This is a genomic window from Endozoicomonas sp. 2B-B, from assembly GCF_053470045.1.
In genome coordinates, this window is record NZ_JBLZMU010000001.1 from 4,890,173 (window position 1) to 4,914,638 (window position 24,466).

The window sequence follows — 24,466 nt, forward strand, 5'->3', positions numbered from 1 at the left end:
GTTATCAATTCGGGGTAATAGAAGTACTCAGCTCTAAGGTAGTAGAATGATAAATGCTCGCCCCAATGCATTAAGCCTTGTTGTAGTCGTTGCAATCAGCTCCGCCATCACTACTCAGGCTCTGGCGGATCGCAGGCTACAGACAAAGTCTTTCGATATTCATGGCAATAAACCCGTGGAGTTTACCTGGGGTGAGGTCATGGTTCAGCCAACTTTAGGTGATGACCAGCAGCCAATACCGAAATCTTTTACAACCACTTACCCTGATCGTACTCAAGTCAGGGCGGACTATGACATTCCTTCTGAAGGCTTTACAGACATTCTTTCTGGCATCGAGGGTGGCGTTTCCAGTGTTGATCTGTTTGAAACCAACGACAATGACATTGCCCGGAAGTACACCAAAATCCTGAAAGTCGGTAATGAAGGAATCTTCAGGTTCACCCATAACCTTGCAGAAAAAAAACTGGTCATTGAAGTCAGAGACGGAATGACCGATCAGGATTCCATTGAAGCTATTCGAAATCAATCTGATGACATCCAGCTATTAGATACGTTAACAAAAATCGCCAGTCCCGAACAACTGGCAGGATTGCTGAAGGGTGCCAATGAAAGGGCAGGAAACCTTGGTGAAGTTGATAAGTATGTCGCCCTGGCCACCGTTGCAGTAGACGAAGTTGAAGTCAATGGGCGCACCTTCATGCGTCTTGTCGCTGCTGGCGATGAGCCTCCCGAGTTGCAGCGTCTTGAGCAATCGCTCTTTATCAACGATGAAGCGCTTCTGGCAGCAGCCACCTCTGCCTATACGCAGGTTCATGTTCTGAGAGGCGATTTACAACAGGAAGCTCTGAACGAGCTGTTGTCCTATCAAAAACCCGTCGGCTATGTTGTTCACGTCGAGGATGAGACACAGGTTTATCCTCTGCCTGCGGGTTATCCAAAGCTGGAAGTGGATCAGGTTTCGGGGGAAATTATTGTTTTCCGTGGTCAGAAACAGAATCCCAGCGATATTGCCTTTGTGGAAAGCCACTATGATCTCTGGAAAAAATTTAAAGACCAGAGTACACAGGTTAAAAAAGACAAGGTTAAAAGCTATCAGTACGTTATTAGAAACAGGCAAATGGAGCTGCTGGAGGAGTTTGCTGCTGATTTGGCTGCACAAAATGATGCTGAGCTGAACGAAGATAAACTGTCGAAGCTTACCTACTATGAATCTCTTCAGCAGGCATTAGCCAGTGCCACTCCAGATGAAACCGATGAATTTGAGTTCACGACAAGGCATATCAGAGACGCCTCCTCAGTCATCAAACCTATCTGGGTGCAGTTTCAACTCATAAAAAATTTTAGCTTCAAACCTGTACTTAAAAATCTTCTGACCCACCATAATTTTGTTCAAAATTTTTTACTCTATCAGCACGAGGACTCCAGAACAGATGCTGAAATAAAAGCTCGTTATGCAACCATTGCCATGCATTTAAACATTCAGGATTTTGATAGCAATACCAATGTTGACGCTCAACAGGAACACCTGCTGCAAACATTTAAGACAATGAAAGCCCGGGAAGAAGGTCTGCGTCAACAACTTGAGGCAATGAGTTATCAGCTCGATATAGAGGATGTTTACACCCAACTCAGAAAAGACACTCTGGCAGTGGTTCTTGGTATTGATCCAGCCAAAGATACCCGTCTTGAAGACCGCGCCAGTATGGAATCACAGGTAATTGACAAGCTCTCCGAGCTTTCAAAACTGAAAATTGAACTGGAAGACATCAAAACACCCGGCCATCCCAAACTGATGCCCGAGGTACTGGAGACAATTCGTAGGGTATTAATAGCTCTGGAAGGGGGTAGATACTTCAAACAAAAGCAGAGTGTGTATGTCCTTCGTCAGTTCATTTCTATAGGCATAAATCATGACATCAGAGAGGCCAGAAAGCAGTCAGAAGAAAAGGCCCATTCCATGCTGGACCGTGTGGAAAGATTACTCAACATCGAGATCAATGAAGGTGATTATAAAACAGCAAGACTCGAAAGGATTCTTACAAAGCTTGATGCCGGTGATATCTCAAAAGACGAGCTGGATGGGATGCACAAGACGATCTGCCAGGAAGACTGTCCAGACTGGGAGGATCTGGAAGGGAACTCTTCGGAAATGGATATCAAACGCATGACAGTTCGTGATCGTCTCAACTATATAATCGAAGAATCGGATCAGCGAGCCAGAGAACAACAAGCAAGTCGTCTTATCGTTCTGGAGAACGAGCTGGATATCGACCCTCATGAAAACCCTCATACTATAGAGAGAGGCAAAAGTTTCACAGCTAAACTGGCCAGTGATCTGGAGGTAGAGTTTGAAGACGATGCCAGCCTGTCTGTCCGGCAATATGTTCTAAGCAGCAGAATTGAGGAATTATGGAATAGAGTAGAGGAACTCTATGAAGATGAGAGTGCCAGGAGAATCTGTAACAATAAAATTGCTCATCAACTCAACATTAAAGATTATGAAGATGATGCCAGGATCGACGACCAGGACTGTCTTATTGCAGCAAAACTCCGACAGCTGGATGATGAAGTTCTCAAAGCGGGTCAGCCTGACGTTAATGAGCGTATTGCAGCCATTGATGATGAGCTTGAGAGGCAGATCGCTCGCCTGGGACCAAAACCACGACACGTACTTGACCGTGAAGCAGCCACAGCCAGGTTCTTAATAGCAAGAGCTGAAAGTGAGCTGGCAGGTTTTCATGGTCGGCTGAGCAGGCTTCGTAGCAGTGAAGATTACACAAATGCCCATGGTCGGGACGAATCCCATGAAGTCGAGGGTGAACTGCTCTTAACCAGGAAAAAATACACTCAAGTCACGGGTGGGGGTGATGGTACTGACGGCAAGATCCGGCATCTGGTTCAGGAACAAGCCTATCTGGAAGATGAAATTGAAATCAAGAAAGCAGACATTGAGAGACTGAAGGAAGTCCTGAAGGCGGCTGAGCGGGCCGTCAAACATGACGGGGGTCCCTTCCAGTATTCGCCGCAACAGGCAAAAGTTCGGACCGATATGGACGCCTTCGTAAAGCAAAACTTTCTCAGACAACAAGCTCTGGAAACGGCGATGGGTCTGGCAGAATTAGCAGCAGAAAACGGTAAGACAATATCCTACCTTCCGATTTTCGATTTTGACGATGAATTTGCACCGAATCACTTGCAGGCAATGGTCGGAGACAAACTGACGCTTAAACAGGCCAGTCGGATTGTGGAAGTTTTCAAGAGCCTGAAGACGACCTTCCCGGAATCCTCTGTAGAGCCTGTTGAAGCTCTGTTCGGAAATGATCTGAAAGAAATCTTCAGGCTTGTGCGCAAGGCCAGGCATGGGATGAAAAAAGGGGCTCGACAATACGACGACGAAATTCGCAGCATGAGCAAAACAGCCGTTCACTTCATTCAGCATCAATCAGAGGACCTGAAAAGCTTCCCGGAATACTTCGCTACCCATTCTGCCATTGGTAACAAGATCATAAGTCTGCTGCGTGAAGGCCTGATCAGCAAGGTTGAACTTGAGAACTACATAAAGGCTGTCAGAGGTGCTGAAGGTTATCAGACAGTGGATGAATTTGAGCACTTTCTTGGCTACGAACACGGCGTCAGGTCGCCCGAGTTCAGGAAGGTTGTCCAGACGCTGTCCGATGAGGGGGCTGATGAATTCATGCAGAGTGTCTTTACTCCTGTGCCCGTAACCGCTTCTGGCCCGGCAGCTATGAAAGAGTCGGTTGCTGGCATGAAAGAATACGCAGCAGCGGTCATCGCCAACTATTTTCTTGACGATATTGCCTTTGACAATGGCCGCAGGACGGCAGCCTTTCTGACCAATATTCAGGATACCCTGACACCTTATGCCAATGCTGCCGGACTCTCTGAATCAGAACTGATCAAGGCTATCCATGGCACCTTGATGCAGGCTCATGCCGCAGCGGTTGAGAATCAGCTCAATAATTACTGGGTCAAACCTTCAGCCTTTCTGGTACAGGCCGTCACCTGGTACTACTCCAGCTACAAACCTCTGCTGGTAACCCACACCACACTGCAGGCTGCCGAGCAGTCTCTCTTGAACATGTCCTTCCTTTATCTTCTGGATCTGACCAACCGGGGTGATTACCTGAACCGGATGCTCATACCTTTCCAGCACTGGCTGGAACGCTTCGGTGTTGATCCTGACCGAACCGGGCAATATGCCTACCACAGCGGAATTGAAAAAGTGTCTGAAGTGGGCGGGCTGGCCATGCCATTGGGCAAGGCCGCTTCCTCCGTCATTCTGCTGAGAACCGGCGCCATGCTCTTTGCCAGGCAGCACAACGCCAACCCTCAAATGTATCGCAGCATTTCCCGTCTGTTGCCCGAACTAGTGAAATCCATGGGTTCCGGACAAGGGGTTCAGGTACCGCTGCTGCACCGGGCGACGCCACAAAAATTGAAAACGCTGACCTCGGCCACAGCCAGTCTGATGCTAGGTCCGGTAGCCACGGTCGGAGCATACGCCTACGGTCTTATATCCGGATTCACTTATGCCCAAACCTTCGGATTCGCGCTGGCGTCGAGTCTCGCTTTCGACTTCTTTATGAACGACAACAAGATGCTTACTCAATGGCTGGGTGGACCTCTGGGCCGCAGTCTTGACAAGATTAATCGCTGGGCAGGCGTGGGGGAAACGACAGATAACTATGTGAAACGTACAACGATTGCCAGACCCCAACGCTTCGATGAAACCGATGCAGCCTATGCAAACCATGTTAAAGCAAATAACACCCTCTATGGCTGGACGCGACACGAAAATTACCTGCATTTCCGCGAACGCCGGGATCGCACCATGAAACTGTTTGAGAATGGCTGGGAGAAATACTTCAGGGAAAATGTGCCTAAATGGTCGTTCTCCCATGCAGAAAGTATTCCTCACTCCTACACTCTTGGAGCCTTTTACAAATGGCCAAAGGGCGATGATCAGAAAGTTCACGGTAATGGTCGGAGCAATGCCCCTCAATCAGGTTCTCTGTCTGCAACCATGACCCACTGACAGCTATGAGTAATTAAAAGCCGCTTCCTCGTCTGGCGTGGCCATCACTTTTCAGGGTAAAAAAAGTACTTGGCTCTGAGGTAATAGAATGACAAATGCTCGCCCCAATGCATTAAGCCTTGCTGTGGTCGTTGCAATCAGCTCCTCCATCATTGCTACTCAGGCTCTGGCGGATCGCAGGCTACAGACAAAGTCTTTCGATATTCTGGGCAATAAGCCTGTGGAGTTTACCTGGGGTGAGGTCATGGTTCAGGCAACTTTAGGTGATGACCAACAGCCAATACCGAAATCTTTTACAACCACTTATCCTGATCGTACTCACGTCAAAGCGGACTATGACGTTCCTTCTGAAGGCTTTACAGACATTCTTTCTGGCATTGAGGGTGGCGTTTCCAATGTTGATCTGTTTGAAACCGACGACAATGACACTGCCCGGAAGTACACCAAAATCCTGAAGGTCGGTAATGAAGCGATCTTCAGGTTTACCCATAACCTTGCAGAAAAAAAACTGGTCATTGAAGTCAGAGACGGAATGACCGATCAGGATTCCATTGAGGCTATTCGAAATCAATCTGGTGACATCCAGCCATTAGATCCGTTAACAAAGATCGCCAGTCCCGAACAACTGGCAGGATTGCTAAAGGGTGCCAATGAAAGAGCAGGAAACCTTGGTAAAGTTGATCACTATGTCGCCCTTGCCACCGTTGCAGTAGACGAAGTTGAAGTGAATGGGCGCACCTTCATGCGTCTTGTCGCCGCTGGCGATGAACCTCCCGAGTTGCAGCGTCTTGGTCAATCGCTCTTTATCAATGATGAAGCGCTTCTGGCGGCAGCCACCTCTGCCTATACGCAGGTTCATGTTCTCAAAGACGATTTACAACAGGAAGCTCTGAATCATCTGTTGTCCTATCATAAACCCGTCGGCTATGTTGTTCACATCGAGGATGAGACTAAGGCTTATTATGTGCCTGATGGTTATCCAAGACTGGACGTGATTCAGGCTCCGGGAGAAGAGATTATTGTTTTCCATGGTCAGAAGCAGAATCCAACCGATATTGCTTTTGTAAAAGGCCTCTTCAACCTCGGGGAAGAAGTTGTCAGTAATGACCCCGCTCCAGCAGTGACGGCACAGGTTAAAAAAGACAAGCTTAAAAGCTATCAGTACATCATCCGAAGCAGGCAGATGGCGCTGCTGGAGGAAGTTGCTACTGACTTCGCTGTGCAGTTCGATGCTGAATTTGAAGAAGGTAAACTGTTGGCGCTTGCCCGCTATGAAGTGCTGCAGCAGGCATTGACCAGCGCTACCCCCAATAATGACGATGAATTTGAATTCACAGCAACACACATCAGAGTCGCTTCCTCGATCATGACGCCAACCTGGATGCAGGTTCAACTCGAAACACACTTCAACTTCAAACCGGTACTGAGAGATCTTCTGGCTAGCGAGGCATTTGTTCAAAGTGTTCAGAGAGTTATACCCCTTGTAGCCAAATTGCCTGCCGATGCTTTTGAAGACAGTGTCAAGCTGGCTACCAAAGTCTTAAACGTACTGAAAGAGAAAGGAACTCCGGGCCACCGAGCCTGGCCTGAAGTACTCTGGAAACTGGGTGCTGTGGAAGAAGCTATAGAGTTAGCAGGTCTCTATAAAGAGCAAGATGTTCATTTCCGTCGTCAGGCTATTTCTGATGAGATGCAGTCGCACATCGAAGAAATCGCAAAGTGGGCAGAGGAAGACGCCCTGCAAATACTGAAAGCAATGGAAATAATACTGAACCTCAAAGTCAAAGTCAGAGCCAAAGTTAATAAAGATGATTACAAAGCAGCAAGGATCTCCAACGTTCGTTTAAAACTTGACGACGATGATATCCCGGAAGACATACTGGATCAGATGCTGATTGCCCTCTGGGAAGAAGACAGTACACTTCTGGATGAGAGGGCTATCAAATTAGAGAGGCTTCGAGCGCGTCTTTCCTATAGTGTCGAAGATTCGAAGGAGCGAGCCAGAGATCAACAGAGACATTGGCTTGAAGCTGTAGAGGAAAAGCTGAACATCAAAACGAGTGAGCCTGATGTCACTGAGCGCATCGCAGCCATTGATGATGAGCTTGACGAACTCATGGCTCGCCTGGGACCAAAGCCCCGATACGTTGTTGATCGTGAGCTGGCTGTTGCCAGGCGAGAAATGAAAGAAGCAGGGGATGAGCTAATAAGCGCATATCGCAAGCTGGGTAGGCTTAAAGGCAAAAACGTGAAATTTGCGGGGAACCGTGCTGACATCCAACACCTCTCGGATGAAGACAACAAGGCCCTCAATCGGGATATGAAAAAAGTTCAGATCCACTTGGGTCTGGCTGCCGATGATGATCAAACCTCTGAAGGGCGAATAAAAGACATAAGACTGTTATTGCAGAAAAACAGTGCAGAAAAACGCGATGAAATGCTTGAGAATCTGAGAGCCAAAACAAATCTCAACATTGAGATAACCAGTGGTCTCAGTCTGCTGGAAGACTCTGATTACTTTATTGCCATTTCTTTTTGTGCAGATTCTCATGATCAGGAAGAAGTATTGGGTAGACTGCCTTTAACCAGAAAAAGATACACTCGGATCGCGGAATTCCTGCGTGAGCATGACAGGAGAAGTATGGAACTAGCCAATGCACGGCTTGAAGAGAGGAATGCAAAAGAGAAACTGGATCGTAAGGAAAAAGAGATTATGGATCCTGTAGCAATGGATCAGAATGCTAAAACCGTGCATGAGGACGAAATGGTCAGGCTGGGTTCAGTCCTGAAGCAAAAAAGTGATGCGGTATCAAAAGCAAAAGTCGCTCTGACGGATTATCACAAAGCAGTTCTTGACGCCACTGAAGCGTCTGCGCGTCTTAAACCAGATGCTTCTGACACCATTAAACAACGGATTAATGCCCTGAGAAACAAACAGCTACAAATGGGCGGTGATGATGGTACTGGCGGCTGGATCGGGCAACTGTTTGATGAACAGGCCCATCTGGAAGATGAGATTGAAACCTGGGAAGCATGCATTGAGACAAGGTTCAAAGCCCTGAGTGCTGCCAGGTACGCTGTCGAGAACGATGACAGTCCCTTCCAGTACTCGCCAAAACAAGCAGAAGTTCTGGACGCTATCTACAAATTCACGCAGCAGCATACTCTCAAAAAACAAGCTCTGGAAGCCACACTGGGTCTGGCAGAATTGGCAACAGAAAGCGGTAAGTTTATACAGGACACTAACTATTTCGATTTTGATGATGAATTCGCACCGGTCCGCCTGCGGGCATTGATCGGAGACGGTCTGGGGTTTGATCAGGCCAGTCGGATCGTGGAAGTCTTCAGGAACCTGAAGACGACCTTCCCGGACCCGCCTTTCGGGCCTTTAGAACATCGGCCTCTGAATGCATTGCAAACAATCGAGTGGCTGAAGTGCATGGCCAGAAATGAGCTGGAAACCGGGGCTCAACAATACGACGAGGAAATACACCGCATGGCCGCAGCAGCCATTCACCAGGTCGAGCATGAACCAGGGAACCTGAAAAGCTTCTCAGACTACTTCGCCAGCCATTCTGCCAGTGCTAAAAAAATTATCACTCTGCTGCGCGAAGGTCTGATCAGCAAGATTGAACTTGAGCACTACATGAAGTCCTTCAGAGGTGTCGGCGATTATCAGACAGTGGATGAATTTGAACACTTCCTTGGTTATAAACATGGTGTCAGGCTGCCTGAGTTCAGGAAGGTTGTCCAGATGCTGTCCGACGAGGGTATTAAGGAACTCATGCAAAGTGCCTTTAACCCTGTGACCTTGACCACCACCTGCCCTGCGGGTATGAAAGAGTCTGTTGCCGGCATGAAAGAGTACTCAGCAGCGGTCATCGCCAACTCTGTTCTTGACGATATTGCCTTTGACAATGGCCGCAGGACGGCAGCCTTTCTGACCAATATTCAGGATACCCTGACACCTTATGCCAATGCTGCCGGACTCTCTGAATCAGAACTGATCAAGGCTATCCATGGCACCTTGATGCAGGCTCATGCCGCAGCGGTTGAGCAGCAGCTCAATGACTACTGGGGCAAACCTTCAGCCTTTCTGGTACAGGCTGTCACCTGGTACTTCTCCAGCTACAAACCTCTGCTGGTAACCCACACCACACTGCAGGCTGCCGAGCAGTCTCTCTTGAACATGTCCTTCCTTTATCTTCTGGATCTGACCAACCGGGGTGATTACCTGCACCGGATGCTCATACCTTTCCAGCACTGGCTGGAAGGCTTCGGTGTTGATCCTGACCGAACCGGGCAATATGCCTACCACAGCGGAATTGAAAAAGTGTCTGAAGTGGGCGGGCTGGCCATGCCATTGGGCAAGGCCGCTTCCTCCGTCATTCTGCTGAGAACCGGCGCCATGCTCTTTGCCAGGCAGCACAACGCCAACCCTCAAATGTATCGCAGCATTTCCCGTCTGTTGCCCGAACTAGTGAAATCCATGGGTTCCGGACAAGGGGTTCAGGTACCGCTGCTGCACCGGGCGACGCCACAAAAATTGAAAACGCTGACCTCGGCCACAGCCAGTCTGATGCTAGGTCCGGTAGCCACGGCCGGAGCATACGCCTACGGTCTTATATCCGGATTCACTTATGCCCAAACCTTCGGATTCGCGCTGGCGTCGAGTCTCGCTTTCGACTTCTTTATGAACGACAACAAGATGCTCACTCAATGGCTGGGTGGCCCCCTGGGTCGCAGTCTTGACAAGATTAATCGCTGGACAGGTGTCGGGGAAACGACAGATAACTATGTGAAACGTACAACGATTGCCAGACCCCAACGCTTCGATGAAACCGATGCAGCCTATGCAAGCCATGTTAAAGCAAACAACACCCTGTATGGCTGGACGCGACACGAAAATTACCTGCAGTTCCGCGAACGCCGGGATCGCACCATGAAACTGTTTGAGAATGGCTGGGAGAAATACTTCAGGGAAAATTTGCCTGGATGGTCGTTCTCCCATGCAGAAAGTATTCCTTACTTCTACACTCTTGGAGCCTTTTACAGATGGCAAAAGGGCGATGATCAGAAAGTTCACGGTCATGACAAGAGCAATGCCCCTCAATCGGGATCTCTATCTGCAACCATGACCCACTGACAGCTATGAACCATTAAAAGCTGCTTCCTCGTCTGGCGTAGCCATCACTTTTCAGGGTATTAAAAGTACTCAGCTCCGAGGTAGTAGAATGACAAATGCTCGTCCCAATGCATTAAGCCTTGCTGTAGTTGTTGCAATCAGCTCCTCCATCATTGCTACACAGACTCTGGCGGATCGCAGGCTGCAGACAAAGTCTTTCGATATTCAGGGCAATGAGCATGTGGAGTTTACCCATGGTGAGGTCATGGTTCAGCCAACTTTAGGTGATGACCTGCAGCCAGTACCGAAATCTTTTACCACCACCTACCCTGACCGGACTGAAATCAGGGCCGAGCATGAGGTTCCTTCGAAAGGCTTTACAGACATTCTTTCTGGCATCGAGGGTGGCGTCTCCAGTGTTGATCTGTTTGAAACCGACGACAGTGACATTGCCCGGAAGTACACCAAAATCCTGAAAGTCGGTAATGAAGGGATCTTCAGGTTCACCCATAACCTTGCAGAAAAAAAACTGGTCATTGAAGTCAGAGACGGAATGACCGATCTGGACTCCATTGAGGCTATTCGAAATCAATCTGGTGACATCCAGCCATTAGATCCGTTAACAAAGATCGCCAGTCCCGAACAACTGGCAGGATTGCTAAAGGGTGCCAATGAAAGAGCAGGAAACCTTGGTGAAGTTGATAACTATGTTGCTCTGGCCACCGTTGCAGTAGACGAAGTTGAAGTGAATGGGCGCACCTTCATGCGTCTTGTCGCTGCTGGCGATGAGCCTCCTGAGTTACAACGTCTTGGTCAATCGCTCTTTATCAATGATGAAGCGCTTCTGGCGGCAGCCACCTCTGTCTATACGCAGGTTCATGTTCTGAGAGGCGATTTACAGCAGGAAGCTCTGAATAATCTGTTGTCCTATCATAAACCCGTCGGCTATGTTGTTCACGTCGAAGATGAGACACAGGTTTATCCTGTGCCTGCGGGTTATCCAAAGCTGGAAGTGGATCAGGTTTCGGGGGAGATTATTGTTTTCCGTGGTCAGAAACAGAATCCCACCGATATCGCCTTTGTGGAAAGCCACCATGATCTCTGGAATAAATTTGAAGACCAGAGTACACAGATTAAAAAAGACAAGGTTAAAAGCTATCAGTACGTTATCAGAAGCAGGCAAATGATGCTGCTGGAGGAGTTGGCTGCACAAAATGATGCTGAGCTGAACCAGGATACACTGTCGAAGCTTAGATACTATGAATCTCTTCAGCAGGCATTAACCAGTGCCACTCCAGATGAAACCGATGAATTTGAGTTCACAACGGGTCATATCAGAGACGCTTCGTCAGCCATCACGCCAACCTGGATGCAGTTTCAACTGATAAAAAACTTCAACTTCAAACCTGTACTTAAAAATCTTCTGATCCACCATAATTTTGTTCAGAATATTGAGAATTTTTTACTCCACAATGCGATGAAGGCTTTTGCTGTTGGCAAAGACACAGAGTTTGCCTCCAAAGTCGTGGCCGACATTGCCGAACAGATGCTTGAGATGGTAAGCACGCTGGAAAAGCTGAAAGCAAGAGAGGCCGAACTCGTCGAGACAGTGAAAACATCAGATGCCGGTGCCGATACCACAAAAGCACGCTACGCTCACGCGGCAGCAGTACTTGGTATTGCTGAATGGGATGGTACCCGGTCACTGGAAGAACAAGCCATAATCCTCAGAGAAAAAACTCATGAATTGCAACAATCCGTGACCGCAACAGGACTGTCTCGGGAAAAGGCTTTAAAAGAAACACTGGCAACAATTGAAGGCCGGCTCGGGATTACTTCATACAATGAAATCAGTCTGGGTGGCCGCTATGAGTTGATTATGCAGCATCTCGGTCAACAGGCAGACCAGACCGATGAGGTCTTATGGGAAAAACTGGCTATCGTTGAAGGTCAGCTCGGTCTGGTTGCAAATAAAGAAGATACTCCGGAACACCGTCAAAAGACCATCCGGAAACACCTTTGGACGATGTGTGCCGGGGTCATTCTGCAAGAAAGATTTCAGCGTCAACATCAACTAAAGCTCGAAGCACAGAAAAACTCCATTCTGAACTTTCATCACCTCATCAATCAAATGCCAATGATTGACAAAAAGGTTCGTGATGCCGTCGCAAAAGAAAGAGCCGCTTTCAATACCAGGCTCGCAGCAGAGCTGGTTATTGATGGCTGGGACGATACCCGGCCACTGGAAAAACAAGCCAGAATTATCAGAGAGAAAATTCTTGAAATGGACAAACCGGTTGCTGCAGAAGATGACTCAACAGTTGCCACAACAGGACAGTCACGGGAAAAAGCTATAAAAGCAAAACTGGCCGCCATTGAAAGCATATTCGGTATTACTCTGAACAATGGCAAGGATCTGGATGCTTTCTATCAGCACACTCAACGACACCTGCAAAAAAAAGCAGAACCGAACAATGTAGTCATCCAGAACTTTCTGACTTACATTGAAAGTAAGCTTGGTCTGGTCTCAGATAACGCACTTAGGGTAGACATTAAGCTCAAAAAAGCTTCATTTCCAGCGGCAGAACTCACCTTGAACAGCCAAAATAAAGCTTCGCGAAAAGTATCAAGGCTGAACAAGATGAGTATCGCAAATAGTAGACTAGTTCAAAAAAACTGCTGACGTGTTTCGACCGGTCTGAACTTCTCAGTATGGCGGAACAGCTTGGTTTTACTATACGACAGCGAGATATCCGCCCCTTGGACTTTATCCTTTCACTGATTGATGCCCTTGCTGGTGATGGAAACTGCGATACTCAAGCCGATCTCCACCGTAAATTTAATGAGTTGACGGGGCTGAATGTCTCCTATCGTTCCTGGGCAAATCAAGCTAAAAAAGACGCGATGCCTGCTCTTGTCCTCTGGCTATGGGTGCAGTGTCTGGAAGTCTTTACCCGCAAAGTCATGGCGTTTGATGAGGACAGTCCATTTTCAGAGTTCGAGCACATTCTGATTCATGACGGCTCATCGCAGGCTGTCTACAATGCCCTAAAGGAAACATTTCCCGGCAGGTTCTCAACGGTCAGTCCTGCTGCTGTAGAACTTCATACGACAATGGATCTTCTTACCAACAATCTGGTGCGCGTGCAGCTCACTGAAGATACCCGTTCAGAAAGAGACTGTCTGCCACCACTGCCAACCTCCATGGCTAATATCCTGATGCTGATCGATGCCGGTTATTTTGAGTTGGAACGCTTTGCTGCCATTGATGATCGGGAAGGTTCTTTTATCTGCAAGGCACCTCAGAGTATCAACCCGACGATACTCAGCGCAGTACGGGAGGATGGCAAAAATCTGAATCGCTACAAAGGGAAAAAACTTAAGGAAGTGTTGTCTGGCTTCCCTAAAGATCAATGCCTCGACCTGGATGTAGAATGGCCAGGATTCAAAGCCTGGCCATATCGTTTGGTTGTCCGCTGGAATGACAGGAAACTGAAATGGGTATTCGTTGTAAGCAACCTTAACCGGGTTGAGTTCACCCTGAATGAAGTACTTCAGGCCTATCGTCTACGATGGCAAATAGAGCTTATCTTCAAAGAGATCAAGTCCTATTCAGGGTGGCATCGTTTTAACACTAAATCAGCGACACTGGTGTTTAGCCTGATTCTGATGTCCTTCGTGGTTGTGACGTTGAAAAGGTATCTTGCCCATGCTGCACAGGCGAACCTCTATGAAAGTGGAGCCATTGAAGAAATCTCGACGCATAAGGCGATGAAAAGTGGAACCCGACTGTTTGGTAATGTCATTTTATCCCTTATGAATGCAGGAAAGTCTCTGCTCTCACATACAAGGAAGCTGCTCAACTTCTGGGCAGATAATGCGAAACGTGAACACCCTGCACGAGATGGTTGTTCAGGGCGTACAAGATTAGGTCTTTGTGCTGTGGGTGGGGCTTAATGTCTACCTTAAGAGATAACGCAAAGGGCCCGGAAGCACGTCGTCAGGCCATACAGCAACACCTGGTTCAACAGCAAACCGAGATTGAAAAACAACTTCTTCAGCAACAGAGCACCAGAGCAGATGCTGACGTTCAACAAGAACACCTGCTCCAAAAACTGAAGACAATGAGTGAACAGAATGAACGCCTGCATCAACAACTTAGAACAATCACTGCTCAACATGAACTCCTGCTTCAGAGAGTTCAGACAACGATTAATCAACAGGATACAGAGGATTCTTACAACAGGGCCAAAAAAGAGCTTCTGGCAACAATGCTCGATATTGAGCTGAGTGATGACACCTCACCAGAAATCCTCAGCGACCTGGAATTTGAATTACATATCAAGCTCCTCAAGCTTGCAGAGCTGGAAAAAGAAATCCATCACATCAAAACATCAGGCCACTCCGGCGCCGAGCCTGAAGTCATTGAGAAACTGACTGCCGTAGAAAAAGCCCTGAAGATGGATGAACTCAGTAGCGAGGAAGATCTGTATTACCGTCGTAACGCCATTTCTGAGGAGATTCAGGCATACATCACAAACGCGAGACAGGAGGCAGAGAGAGAAGCCCTGAAAATACTGGAAACGGTAGAAAAAATATTCAAAATCGAGGTCAACAAAGATCTTCACAAAGCAACAAGGTATGGGAATGTTTATGCAAAACTGAAGGACGGAGATTTCTCAGAATCCATGCTGGATGAGATGGAAAATACCCTCTGGAAAGAAAACGTCTCGCCTGCAGGCAAAAAAAGTGCAACCAGAATCTTGAAACTTATGGAGCGTCTTGCCATTCATATCCACACCCCGGATGTGGATGCCCGTATCTCAGGCCAACAGAGGAAGATGCTTGAAGCTGTAGAGCAGGAGCTGAACATCTACACGAGTGAAAACCCTTCTGCCAGAGAAAGACTCAAGAATTATATTGCCGCAAGAGCCAGGGATCTAAAAGTTGAATTTGAAAAAGGTGTCAGCCTCAATGACCAGAAGAATGCACTAAGAGACAAAATTCAGGCATTAAGAGTAAATGTAGGCGACTTCCTTGATAGTGAAGATTTCACAGTGGCTACAAACAATGAAATGGCTCATCAACTTAATATTGGTGAATATAAGGTTACTGTTTCTTTGGATGAGCAGAAAAACCTGATTAAAGAAAAACTCCGGGAGATAGATGAAGGATTCTGCATAGCAGGTCGGCCTACCATTTGTGAGCGTATCACAGTCATTGAGACTGAGCTTGACAGGCAAATGGCCCGGCTGGGGCCTAAACCCCGATATGTTCTTGATCGCGAGCTAGCCAGGGCCAGGCAAACAATACAAAAAACTGAAAGTGAAGTGGCAGCCGCTCGTCGCAGGCTGATGACTCTTCGTGGTAAACGGATATTTTTTGCGGGACACACTGCTGACATCCAGGATCTCTCGGATGAAGAGAACATGGCTCTCAATCAGGCAATGAAACAAGTTCAGATCGAGTTGGATCTGGCTGCTGGTGACAAACAGACCACCGAGGAGCAATTAAAGGACTTCAGGCATTTCCTGAGGGGATGCAGTAGAGAACGACGGGATGAAATCTTTAATGAGCTGAAGGCCAAAACAGGTCTGGTCATCCAGATAAAGGATGACTTCGGTTCAGTGGCAGATGCTGATGACTTTATTGGCATTGCAGCCTCTGTAGATTCTCTTGGTCAGGATGAAGACAATGAAGTATTGGGTGAACTGCTTTTAACCAGGAAAAAGTACCTTCAAATCGACAAATACGTGAATCAGGAACTCATAAAAAGCACTGAATTGGGGAATGCACTGATTAGAGAGTGGAATGCAAAAGAGAAGCTGGATCGTAAAGAAAAGGAGATGATTGATGCTGGCGACATTGATCAGACAGCTAAAACCCTGCATATGAACGAAATGGACAGGCTGGGTTTAATATTGAAGCAGGCAAATGATGCTGTATCAAAAGCACAAAAAGCTCTGGTGGATCATCAAGCGGCGCTTGACGCCGCTGAAGAGGCTGCGGGTCTCAAACCAGACGCCACTGACACCTTTGAACAGCGGATTTGCGCCCTGAGAATAAAAAAGATAGAACTGGGCGGGCATGATGGTAGTGGCGGCAAGATCAATCAACTGATCCAGGAATGGGCTGACCTGAGAAGTGAGATTGAAGCCAGGAAAACAGACATTGGGAGAATGAAGAAAGTCCTGAGGGCAGCAGAAGAAGCCGTCGAAAATAATGGCGGTCCCTTCCAGCTAACGCCGAGACAGGCAAAAGTTCTGACCGATATGGACACCTTCATACGGCAGCACCCTCTCAGGCAACAGGCTCTGGATGCCGCAGTGGGCCTGGCAGAATCGGCAGTCAAAAACGGTAAACCAATGCCCTGCCTTGCGACTTTCGATTTTAACGATGAATTTGCAACGATTCGCCTGCAGGCGGTCGGAGACGATCTGACGTTTTATCAGGCCAGTCGGGTGGTGGAAGTCTTCAAAAGCCTGAAGACGAACATCCCGCCCTCCCCTGTCGAGCCTGAAGAAAATCAGCCTCAGAATGTCATTGAACAAGTCATGGCTCTGGCAGACCGGGCCCGGAATGAGATGGCAACCGGGGCTCAACAATACGACGATGGAATACACGGCATGGGCAAAAAAGCCATTTACTTCGTCGAACATGAATCAGAAGATCTGAAAGGCTTCTCGGAATACTTTGCCAGCCATTCTGCCAGTGGCAACAAGATCATGGCCCTGCTGCGGGAAGGACTGATCAGCAAAATCGAGCTTGAGAACTACATGAAGGCCGTCAGAGGTGTCGACGGTTATCAGACAGTGGATGAATTTGGACACTTCCTTGGCTACAAACACGGCGTTCATATACCCAACTTCAAGGAGGTTGTCCGGATGTTGTCCGACAAGGCTGCTGAGGAATTCATGCAAAGTGCCTTTGACCCTGTAGCTGTCACAGCCACTGGCCCGACGGGTATAAAAGAGTCTGTTACCGGCATGAAAGAGTATGCAGCTGCGGTCATCGCCAACTACGTTCTTGATGATATTGCCTTTGACAATGGCCGCAGGACGGCAGCCTTCCTGAGCAATGTTCGGGATACCCTGACACCTTATGCCCAGGCTGCCGGAATATCTGAATCAAACCTGATGGAAACTGTTCATGGCACATTAATGCAGGCCCATGCCGCAGCGGTTGAACGACAGCTACCGGATTACTGGGTCAAGCCTTCGGCCTTTCTGGTACAGGCTGTCACCTGGTACTTCTCCAGCTACAAACCCCTGCTGGCTGCTCACACCACCTGGCAGGCTGCTGAGCTATCCCTCTCGAACATGTCATTCCTCTATCTTCTGGATCTGACCAACAGAGGTGATTACCTGCATCGGATGCTGACACCTTTCCAGCATTGGCTGGAATCTTATGGTGTTGATCCTGATCGAACCGGGCAATATGCCTATCACCATGAAATTGAACAAATCTCTGAGGTGGGCGGGCTGGCCATGCCATTGGGTAAAGCCGCTTCCTCCGTCATTATGCTGAAAACCGGCTCTATGCTGTTTGCCCGACAGTACAACGCCAACCCGCAGATGTATCGCAGCATTTCCCGTCTGGTGCCGGAGATACTGAAATCCATGGGTTCCGGACAGGGAGTTCAGATACCGCTGCTGCACAGGGTGACACCACAAAAAGTGAAAACCCTGGCCTCGGCCACAGCCGGTCTCGTATTGGGTCCGATAGCCACTGTCGGAACATACGCCCATGGCCTTTTATCAGGATTCACCTATGCCCAAACCTTCGGGTTCGCGCTGGCGTCGAGCCTCACTTTCGACTTCTTTATGAACGACAACAAGATGCTCACTCAATGGCTGGCTGGACCGCTGGGCCGCAGTCTTGACAGGATTAATCGCTGGACAGGCGTGGGGGAAACGTCAGATGAATATGTGAAGCGTACGGCTATTGCCGGGCCTCAAAGCTTCAGTGAAACCGGTAGAGACTACGCAAACCGTGTTAAAGCAAACAACACTATGTATGGCTGGACACGACACGAAAATTACCTGCAGTTCCGCGAACGCCGGGATCGCACTATGAAACTGTATGAGAATGGCTGGGAGAAATACTTCAGGGAGAATGTGCCCAAATGGTCGTTCTCCCATGCAGAAAGTATTCCTTACTTCTACACTCTTGGAGCCTTCTACGAGTAGCAACGGGGCAATAAGAAAGTGCCGGTGAATTAATCACGCAACAAGCAACTACCATAAGAACCACACCGGTGACAAAACATCGGTGATGGTGCCGTCTGTGAGTTCTCCTTCTCAGCCCACAGACATTTCTCCGTTAAAGTAAAAAAGCCTTGAAGCCACTCGAATAAGTGATTGACAGCCATAAGCGATTGGAAGTTGCCGTCTCGTTTGGCGTAGCAATCACTTTTTACAGTAATAAAAATACTCAGCTTCGAGGTAGTTGAATGAGAAATATCCGCCCCAATGCATTAAGCCTTGCCGTGGCCGTTGCCATCAGCTCTTCCATCATTGCTACAGACGCACTGGCTAATCGCAGGCTACAGACAAGATCTGTTGATATTTCGGGCAATGAACAAGTGGAGTTTACCCAGAGCGAGGTCATCGTTAAGCCAACGTTGGATGATGACTCGCAGCCAATAGCCAAATCCTTTACCACCACCTACCCTGATCAGGCTGAAGTCAGAGCAGGCTATGACATTCCTTCTGAAGGCTTCACAGACGTTCTTTCCGGTATCGGGGGTGGCGTTGCCAGTGTTGATCAGTTTGAGACAGACGAGAATAACGTTGCTCAGAAATACACCAAAGTGCTGAAGGTGGGTAATGAGGGGATCTTCAGGTTCACCCATAACCTTGCAGAAGAGAAACTGCTTATCGAAGTCAGAGACAGTATGACCCATCAGGATTCAATTCGGGCTGTTCGCGCTCAATCAGGGGTCGCCTGGACATTGGAACCCTCTACTGAAATGGCCAGCCCCGATCATCTGGTGAGGGTACTGAAAGGTGCGCACGAAAGAGCAGGAAACCTGGGCGAAGCCAATAACTATGTTGCCCTTGCCACCCTTGAAGTAGACGAGGTTGAGGTGGACGGGCGCACCTTCATGCGCCTTGTCGCTGCGGGTGATCAGCCCCCTGAGCTGCAACGTCTGGGTCAGTCACTTTTTGTCAATGATGAGGTGCTTTTGGCAGCAGCCACCTCTGCCTATACCCAGGTGCATGTTCTTGGGAAAGAGATACAACAGGATGCCCTGGAAAATCTGCTGTCATACCATAAACCCGTCGGCTATGTTGTGCATGTCGAGGATGAGACTCGGGCTTATCCTGTCCCTGCTGGTTATCCAAAACTGGAAGTGACTGAGACTCCGGGGGAGATTATTGTCTTCCATGGTCAGAAACAGAACCCCACCGATATTGCCCTTGTGCAAAATCTCTATCGCTTTACCAATTATTTTAACAAGGACACTGCACAGGTTAAAAAAGACAAGGTCAAAAGCTACCGGTACATCATTCGAAGCAGGCAGATGACAATACTGGAGGATTTAGCCGCAAAGCACCATGCCGGACTCAACTTCGTTGAAGAAGTCGGTGATGAGGTGGAGGAGCTTGCAGACTTTGAAGGGCTTCAGCAGGCATTAGCCAGTGCTACTTCAGATGGAGCAGATGAAGTTGAATTCACTTCACAACACGTCAAATTCACTTCGCCGTTGATCACGCCAACCTGGGTGCATATTCAACTGTTAAGACACTTCGGCTTCAAACCTGTACTTAGAAATTTTCTGGCTAACGGGCTATTTGTTCAGAATATTCATAATGATTTAATCTTTATCGCCAGTTCGCATGATTTTTCTGATGATGCTCCTGACCTGGGCGAAGGCTTTACTGCCAGAGTCATTGGTGACTTTGTCGGGCAACTGCTTGAGATGGAAAGCGCGTTGAAGAAGCTCAGGACAATAGAGACCTTGCTGGCAAAACAAAGTGAATTAACCGATCGCTTTTTGGCATCAGCCGCTCAAGGTATCGGGCAAAACTTGAGAATGGAGGAGTTAAATCAGCAACTTGTGGATGAGCTTGCGAAGACTCATGGCAGGGTAGATGCTCTAATAAACCAGATAGAGACGCTGCAACGGGAAGCCAATCAAATTCCATTGCTAAAAAAACAAGTTTATGGTGCCAGAACAGATGCCACAAAAGCTCGCAACGCTCAAACAGCAGCAGAGCTTGGTATTGAGGACTGGGATGATACCCAACCACTGGCAGAGCAAGCCAGGCTGATCAGCAGAAAAATTAATGAAATCTTCAGATTGGTAGCCGCAACAGCACAGTCACAAAAACAGGCTCTGGAGGAACATCTGGCGGCAATTGGCGCCAAGCTGATTATTGTTCCACTTGATGAAGACGACCTGGAGCCTCATCAGCAAGCCTTCCGGCAACAAATCACCAGCTCAGAGGCTAAAAAAGTAGCAGAAATAAAAAAACGCTTTACGACTATTGCCGCATATTTAAACATCAGGGATTTTGATAGCCATGCAGATATTGACGATCAGCAAGAACATCTGATTCAAACACTTATGAAAATGGCTGAGCAGCTCAATATGGAGGATTATTACACTGGGCTCAGACAAATTTCTCTGGCAGCAGTTCTGGGTATTGATCTGAATGAAGACAGAAGTCTGGAAGACCGCACCAACCTGGAGTTAATGGTACATGACAAGCTCTTCGAGCTTTCAAAGCTGGAAGACGAACTGGAAGACATCAGAACACCGGGCCACCCCAAAGTCATGCCTGAAGTATCCAGGACCCTTCTTGCCGTGGAAAGCGTTTTTGAGAAAGAAAACCTCCGTGAAGAGAACGATGTGTATTACCATCGTCAGGTCATTTCTGGAGCTATCCGGATATACATCAGAGAAGCCCGACAGCGGTCAGAGGAAGAGGCCCTGACCGTACTGAAATCTATGGAAGGGTTACTCAGCATCCACATCAATGAAGGTGATGACAAAGCAGCACGACTGGCAAGGGTTCTCTCGAGGCTTGATGGCGGTGATATCTCAAATCACGAGCTGGGTCAGATGGACAAGATCCTCGGGTGGGAAGGTAAAGGGCCAGATCTGATGGGAGATCTGGAGAAAGATCTGGAGCGGGGTCTGGTGCGGATGGATGTGGTACTCCAAAGTATTCGTGATGGCCTTACCTTCAAAGTCGAAGAATCGGATCTGCAGGCCAGAGAACGACAGGCAGATTACCTTATCGCTCTGGAGGACAAGCTGGATATTGACCCTCATGAAAACCCTGCTGCTCAGGAAAGAGAAAAAACTTTCATAGCTAAACTGGCCAATGAACTGCGTATAGGGTTTGAAGACGATGCCGACCTGTCTGACCAGAAGGATACCCTGAGAGAAAGACTTCAGGAATTAATGAAAGAAGTAGAGAAAACTTATAACAATAAAGGTGTTAAAAGGGTCAGTAACAATAAAATTGCTGATCAACTCAACATTAATGGCTACAGAAATGATGCCAGCATAAACGAACAAAAGAGCCTGATTAGAGAAAAGCTTCAACAGCTGAATGAAGAAGTTTTCAAAGTGGGTCAGCCTGACATCAATGAGCGTATTGCAGCCATTGAGAATGCTCTTGACAGGCAAATGGCTCGCCTGGGACCCAAACCCCGATACGTTCTTGATCGTGAGTTAGCGACAGCCAGGCGGGCAGTCGAAGAAGCTGGAAGTGAGCTGGAGGCTGCTAATCACAATCTGGATGCTATTCATCGCAAACAGTTGGTACCTTTGGGTAGCCATACTGACTTCAAAGATACTTCAGAAAAAGACGATACGACGTTCAATCGGGCAATGAAACATTATCAGACCGAACTGGGTCTGTCTGCAGGTGAGGAGCAAACTAATAGAGAGCGAGCAGAGGACATTATAAATTTCCTGCTGGAATTCAGTGTCGAAATACGAGATCAAATCGTTGCGGAACTGAGAACCAAAACAAATCTGGACGTCCGGATATCTGGCGACCCCGCTTCGCTGGAAGCAGCTCATTACACTATTGCTATTAAAGGCCATTCAGATACTTATGCCCGGGACGCAACTGATGAAGTCGATGCAGGATTGGGCAACAAGATCCAACAACTGATTCAGGAACAGGCCTGCCCGAAAGCTGGAATTGAAGCCTCCGGAGCAGATATTGAGAGACTGAAAAAAGTCCTGAAGGCTGCCGAAGAAGCTGTCAAAAATGATGCTGGTCCCTTCCAGTACACACCGAAACAGGCAAAGGTTCTGGACGCTATACACACATTCACTCAGCAGCACCTTCTGAAAAAACAAGCTCTGGGAGTCGCGATGAGTCTGGCAGAATCTGCAGTAAAAAGCGGTAAGACAATACCCTGCCTCAAGACTTTCGATTTTAATGATGAATTTGCACCCATTCGCTTACAGGCACTGGCCGGAGACGAACTGACGTTTACACAGGCCAGTCGGATTGTGGAAGTTTTCAAGAGCCTGAAGACGATCTTCCGGGATTATCCCTTCGAGCCTGCGGAGTATCATTTTCGGAATGCCATTGAAGAAGCTCAGATTCTGGTGCGAAGAGCCAGGAATGAAATAAAAACCGCGTCTCAACAATACGACAACGAAATTCGTGACATAGGCTCAACGGGCATTCACTTTATCGAGCATGTTCCCGGGGACCTGAAAAGCTTCCCGGAATACTTCGCTGCCCGTTCTGCCAGTGCTAACAAGATCATGGCTTTGCTGAGTGAAGGGCTGATCAGCAAGGTTGAACTTGAAAACTACATGAAGGCCGTCAGAGGTGTCGACGGTTATCAGACAGTGGCTGAATTTGAACACGTCCTTGGTTATAAACACGGCGTCAGGGTGCCTGAGTTCAGGAAGGTTGTCCAGATGCTGTCCGATGAGAGTGCCGAGGCTTTCATGCAGAGTGTCTTTGCTCCAGTGACTCTAACGGCAACGGGTCCGGCGGCTATGAAAGAGTCGGTTGTCGGCATGAAGGAGTATGCAGCCGCAGTCATCGCCAACTACGTGCTTGATGATATTGCCTTTGATAATGGCCACAGGACAGCAGCTTTCCTGAGCCATGTTCAGGATACCCTGACACCTTATGCCAATGCTGTCGGCCTGTCTGAATCAGACCTGATCAAGGCTATCCATGACACCTTGATGCAGGCTCATGCCACAGCGATTGAGTGGCAGCTGAAGGAATACTGGGTCAAACCTTCAGCCTTCCTGGTACAGGCTGTCACCTGGTACTTCTCCAGCTACAAACCGCTACTGGCGACTCATACCGTCTCGCAGGCTAAGGCACTGTCCCTCTCAAACATGGCGTTCCTCTATCTGCTGGACCTGACCAACAGAGGGGATTATCCGCACAGAATGCTCACACCTTTCCAGCACTGGCTGGAACGCTACCGTATTGATCTTGACCGAACCGGACAATATGCCTACCACAGTGGCATTGAACAAATCTCTGAACTGGGCGGACTGGCCATGCCATTGGGTAAAGCCGCGTCCTCAGTCATTCTGTTGAAAACCGGCTCTGCGCTCTTTGCCAGACAGCACAACGCCAACCCCCACAAGTATCGCAGCATTGTCCGTCTGGTGCCCGAAATGATGAAGTCCATGGGTTCCGGACAAGGGGTTCAGGTACCGCTGCTGCACAGAATGACACCACAAAAAGTAAAAACTCTGGCTTCTGCCACTGTCGGACTTGTGCTGGGTCCGGTAGCCACTTTCGGAGCATACGCTAATAGCCTTATATCCGGATTCACCTATGCACAAACCTTCGGATTCGCAATGGCGTCAAGTCTCACTTTCGACTTTTTTATGAACGACAACAAGATGCTCACTCAATGGCTGGGTGGACCTCTGGGCCGAAGTCTTGACAAGATTAATCGCTGGACAGGCGCGGGTGAAACGGACGATGAGTATTTGCAACCTGACGCTATTGCTTCACCTCAGGGCTTCAGTGAGACCGATGAAGAATATGCAAGCCGTGTTAAAGCAAACAACACCCTGTATGGCTGGACTCGACACGAAAATTATCTGCAGTTCCGTGAACGCCGTGATCGCACCATGATGCTATTCGAGAATGGCTGGGAGAAATACTTCAGGGAAAATGTACCTAAATGGTCGTTCTCCCACGCAGAAAGTATTCCTTACTCTTACACCCTGGGTGCCTTCATGAGCAACTGACAGCCATGAGCGATTAGAAACCGTTTCTCCACTTGAGGTAAAAATCACTTTTCACGGTAAACAGTACTCAGCT

6 protein-coding genes are annotated in these 24,466 nt (G+C 48.2%); all 6 read left to right on the forward strand.

The genetic code is table 11. The features are described 5' to 3' along the window. Positions 1–46 precede the first annotated feature (46 nt). The 6 genes from ACOMHB_RS18760 to ACOMHB_RS18785 all read left to right on the forward strand — a co-directional run bounded on the left by ACOMHB_RS18760 (position 47) and on the right by ACOMHB_RS18785 (position 24,393). A complete protein-coding gene (locus tag ACOMHB_RS18760; RefSeq protein WP_448217759.1) occupies positions 47–5,056 on the forward strand; it encodes a hypothetical protein in 5,010 nt (1,669 codons plus the stop codon). Positions 5,057–5,144: 88 nt separating this feature from the next. Further along, positions 5,145–10,202 (forward strand): coiled-coil domain-containing protein, encoded by a 5,058-nt coding sequence (locus tag ACOMHB_RS18765; RefSeq protein ID WP_448217760.1) that lies wholly within the window; start codon positions 5,145–5,147, stop codon positions 10,200–10,202. Between the two features lie 88 nt (positions 10,203–10,290). Next, a complete protein-coding gene (locus ACOMHB_RS18770; protein WP_448217761.1) occupies positions 10,291–12,864 on the forward strand; it encodes a hypothetical protein in 2,574 nt (857 codons plus the stop codon). Then, entirely contained in the window at positions 12,861–14,138 is a 1,278-nt protein-coding gene (locus ACOMHB_RS18775; protein ID WP_448218607.1) for an IS4 family transposase, read from the forward strand. Before ACOMHB_RS18770 ends, ACOMHB_RS18775 begins: the two co-directional genes overlap by 4 nt. Further along, a complete protein-coding gene (locus ACOMHB_RS18780) occupies positions 14,138–18,370 on the forward strand; it encodes a hypothetical protein (protein ID WP_448217762.1) in 4,233 nt (1,410 codons plus the stop codon). The genes ACOMHB_RS18775 and ACOMHB_RS18780 overlap by 1 nt, the downstream gene beginning before the upstream one ends. Positions 18,371–18,633: 263 nt before the next feature. Then, on the forward strand, positions 18,634–24,393 hold the full coding sequence (locus tag ACOMHB_RS18785; RefSeq protein WP_448217763.1) for a coiled-coil domain-containing protein: 5,760 nt from the start codon (positions 18,634–18,636) through the stop codon (positions 24,391–24,393). The last annotated feature ends 73 nt before the right edge of the window (positions 24,394–24,466 follow it).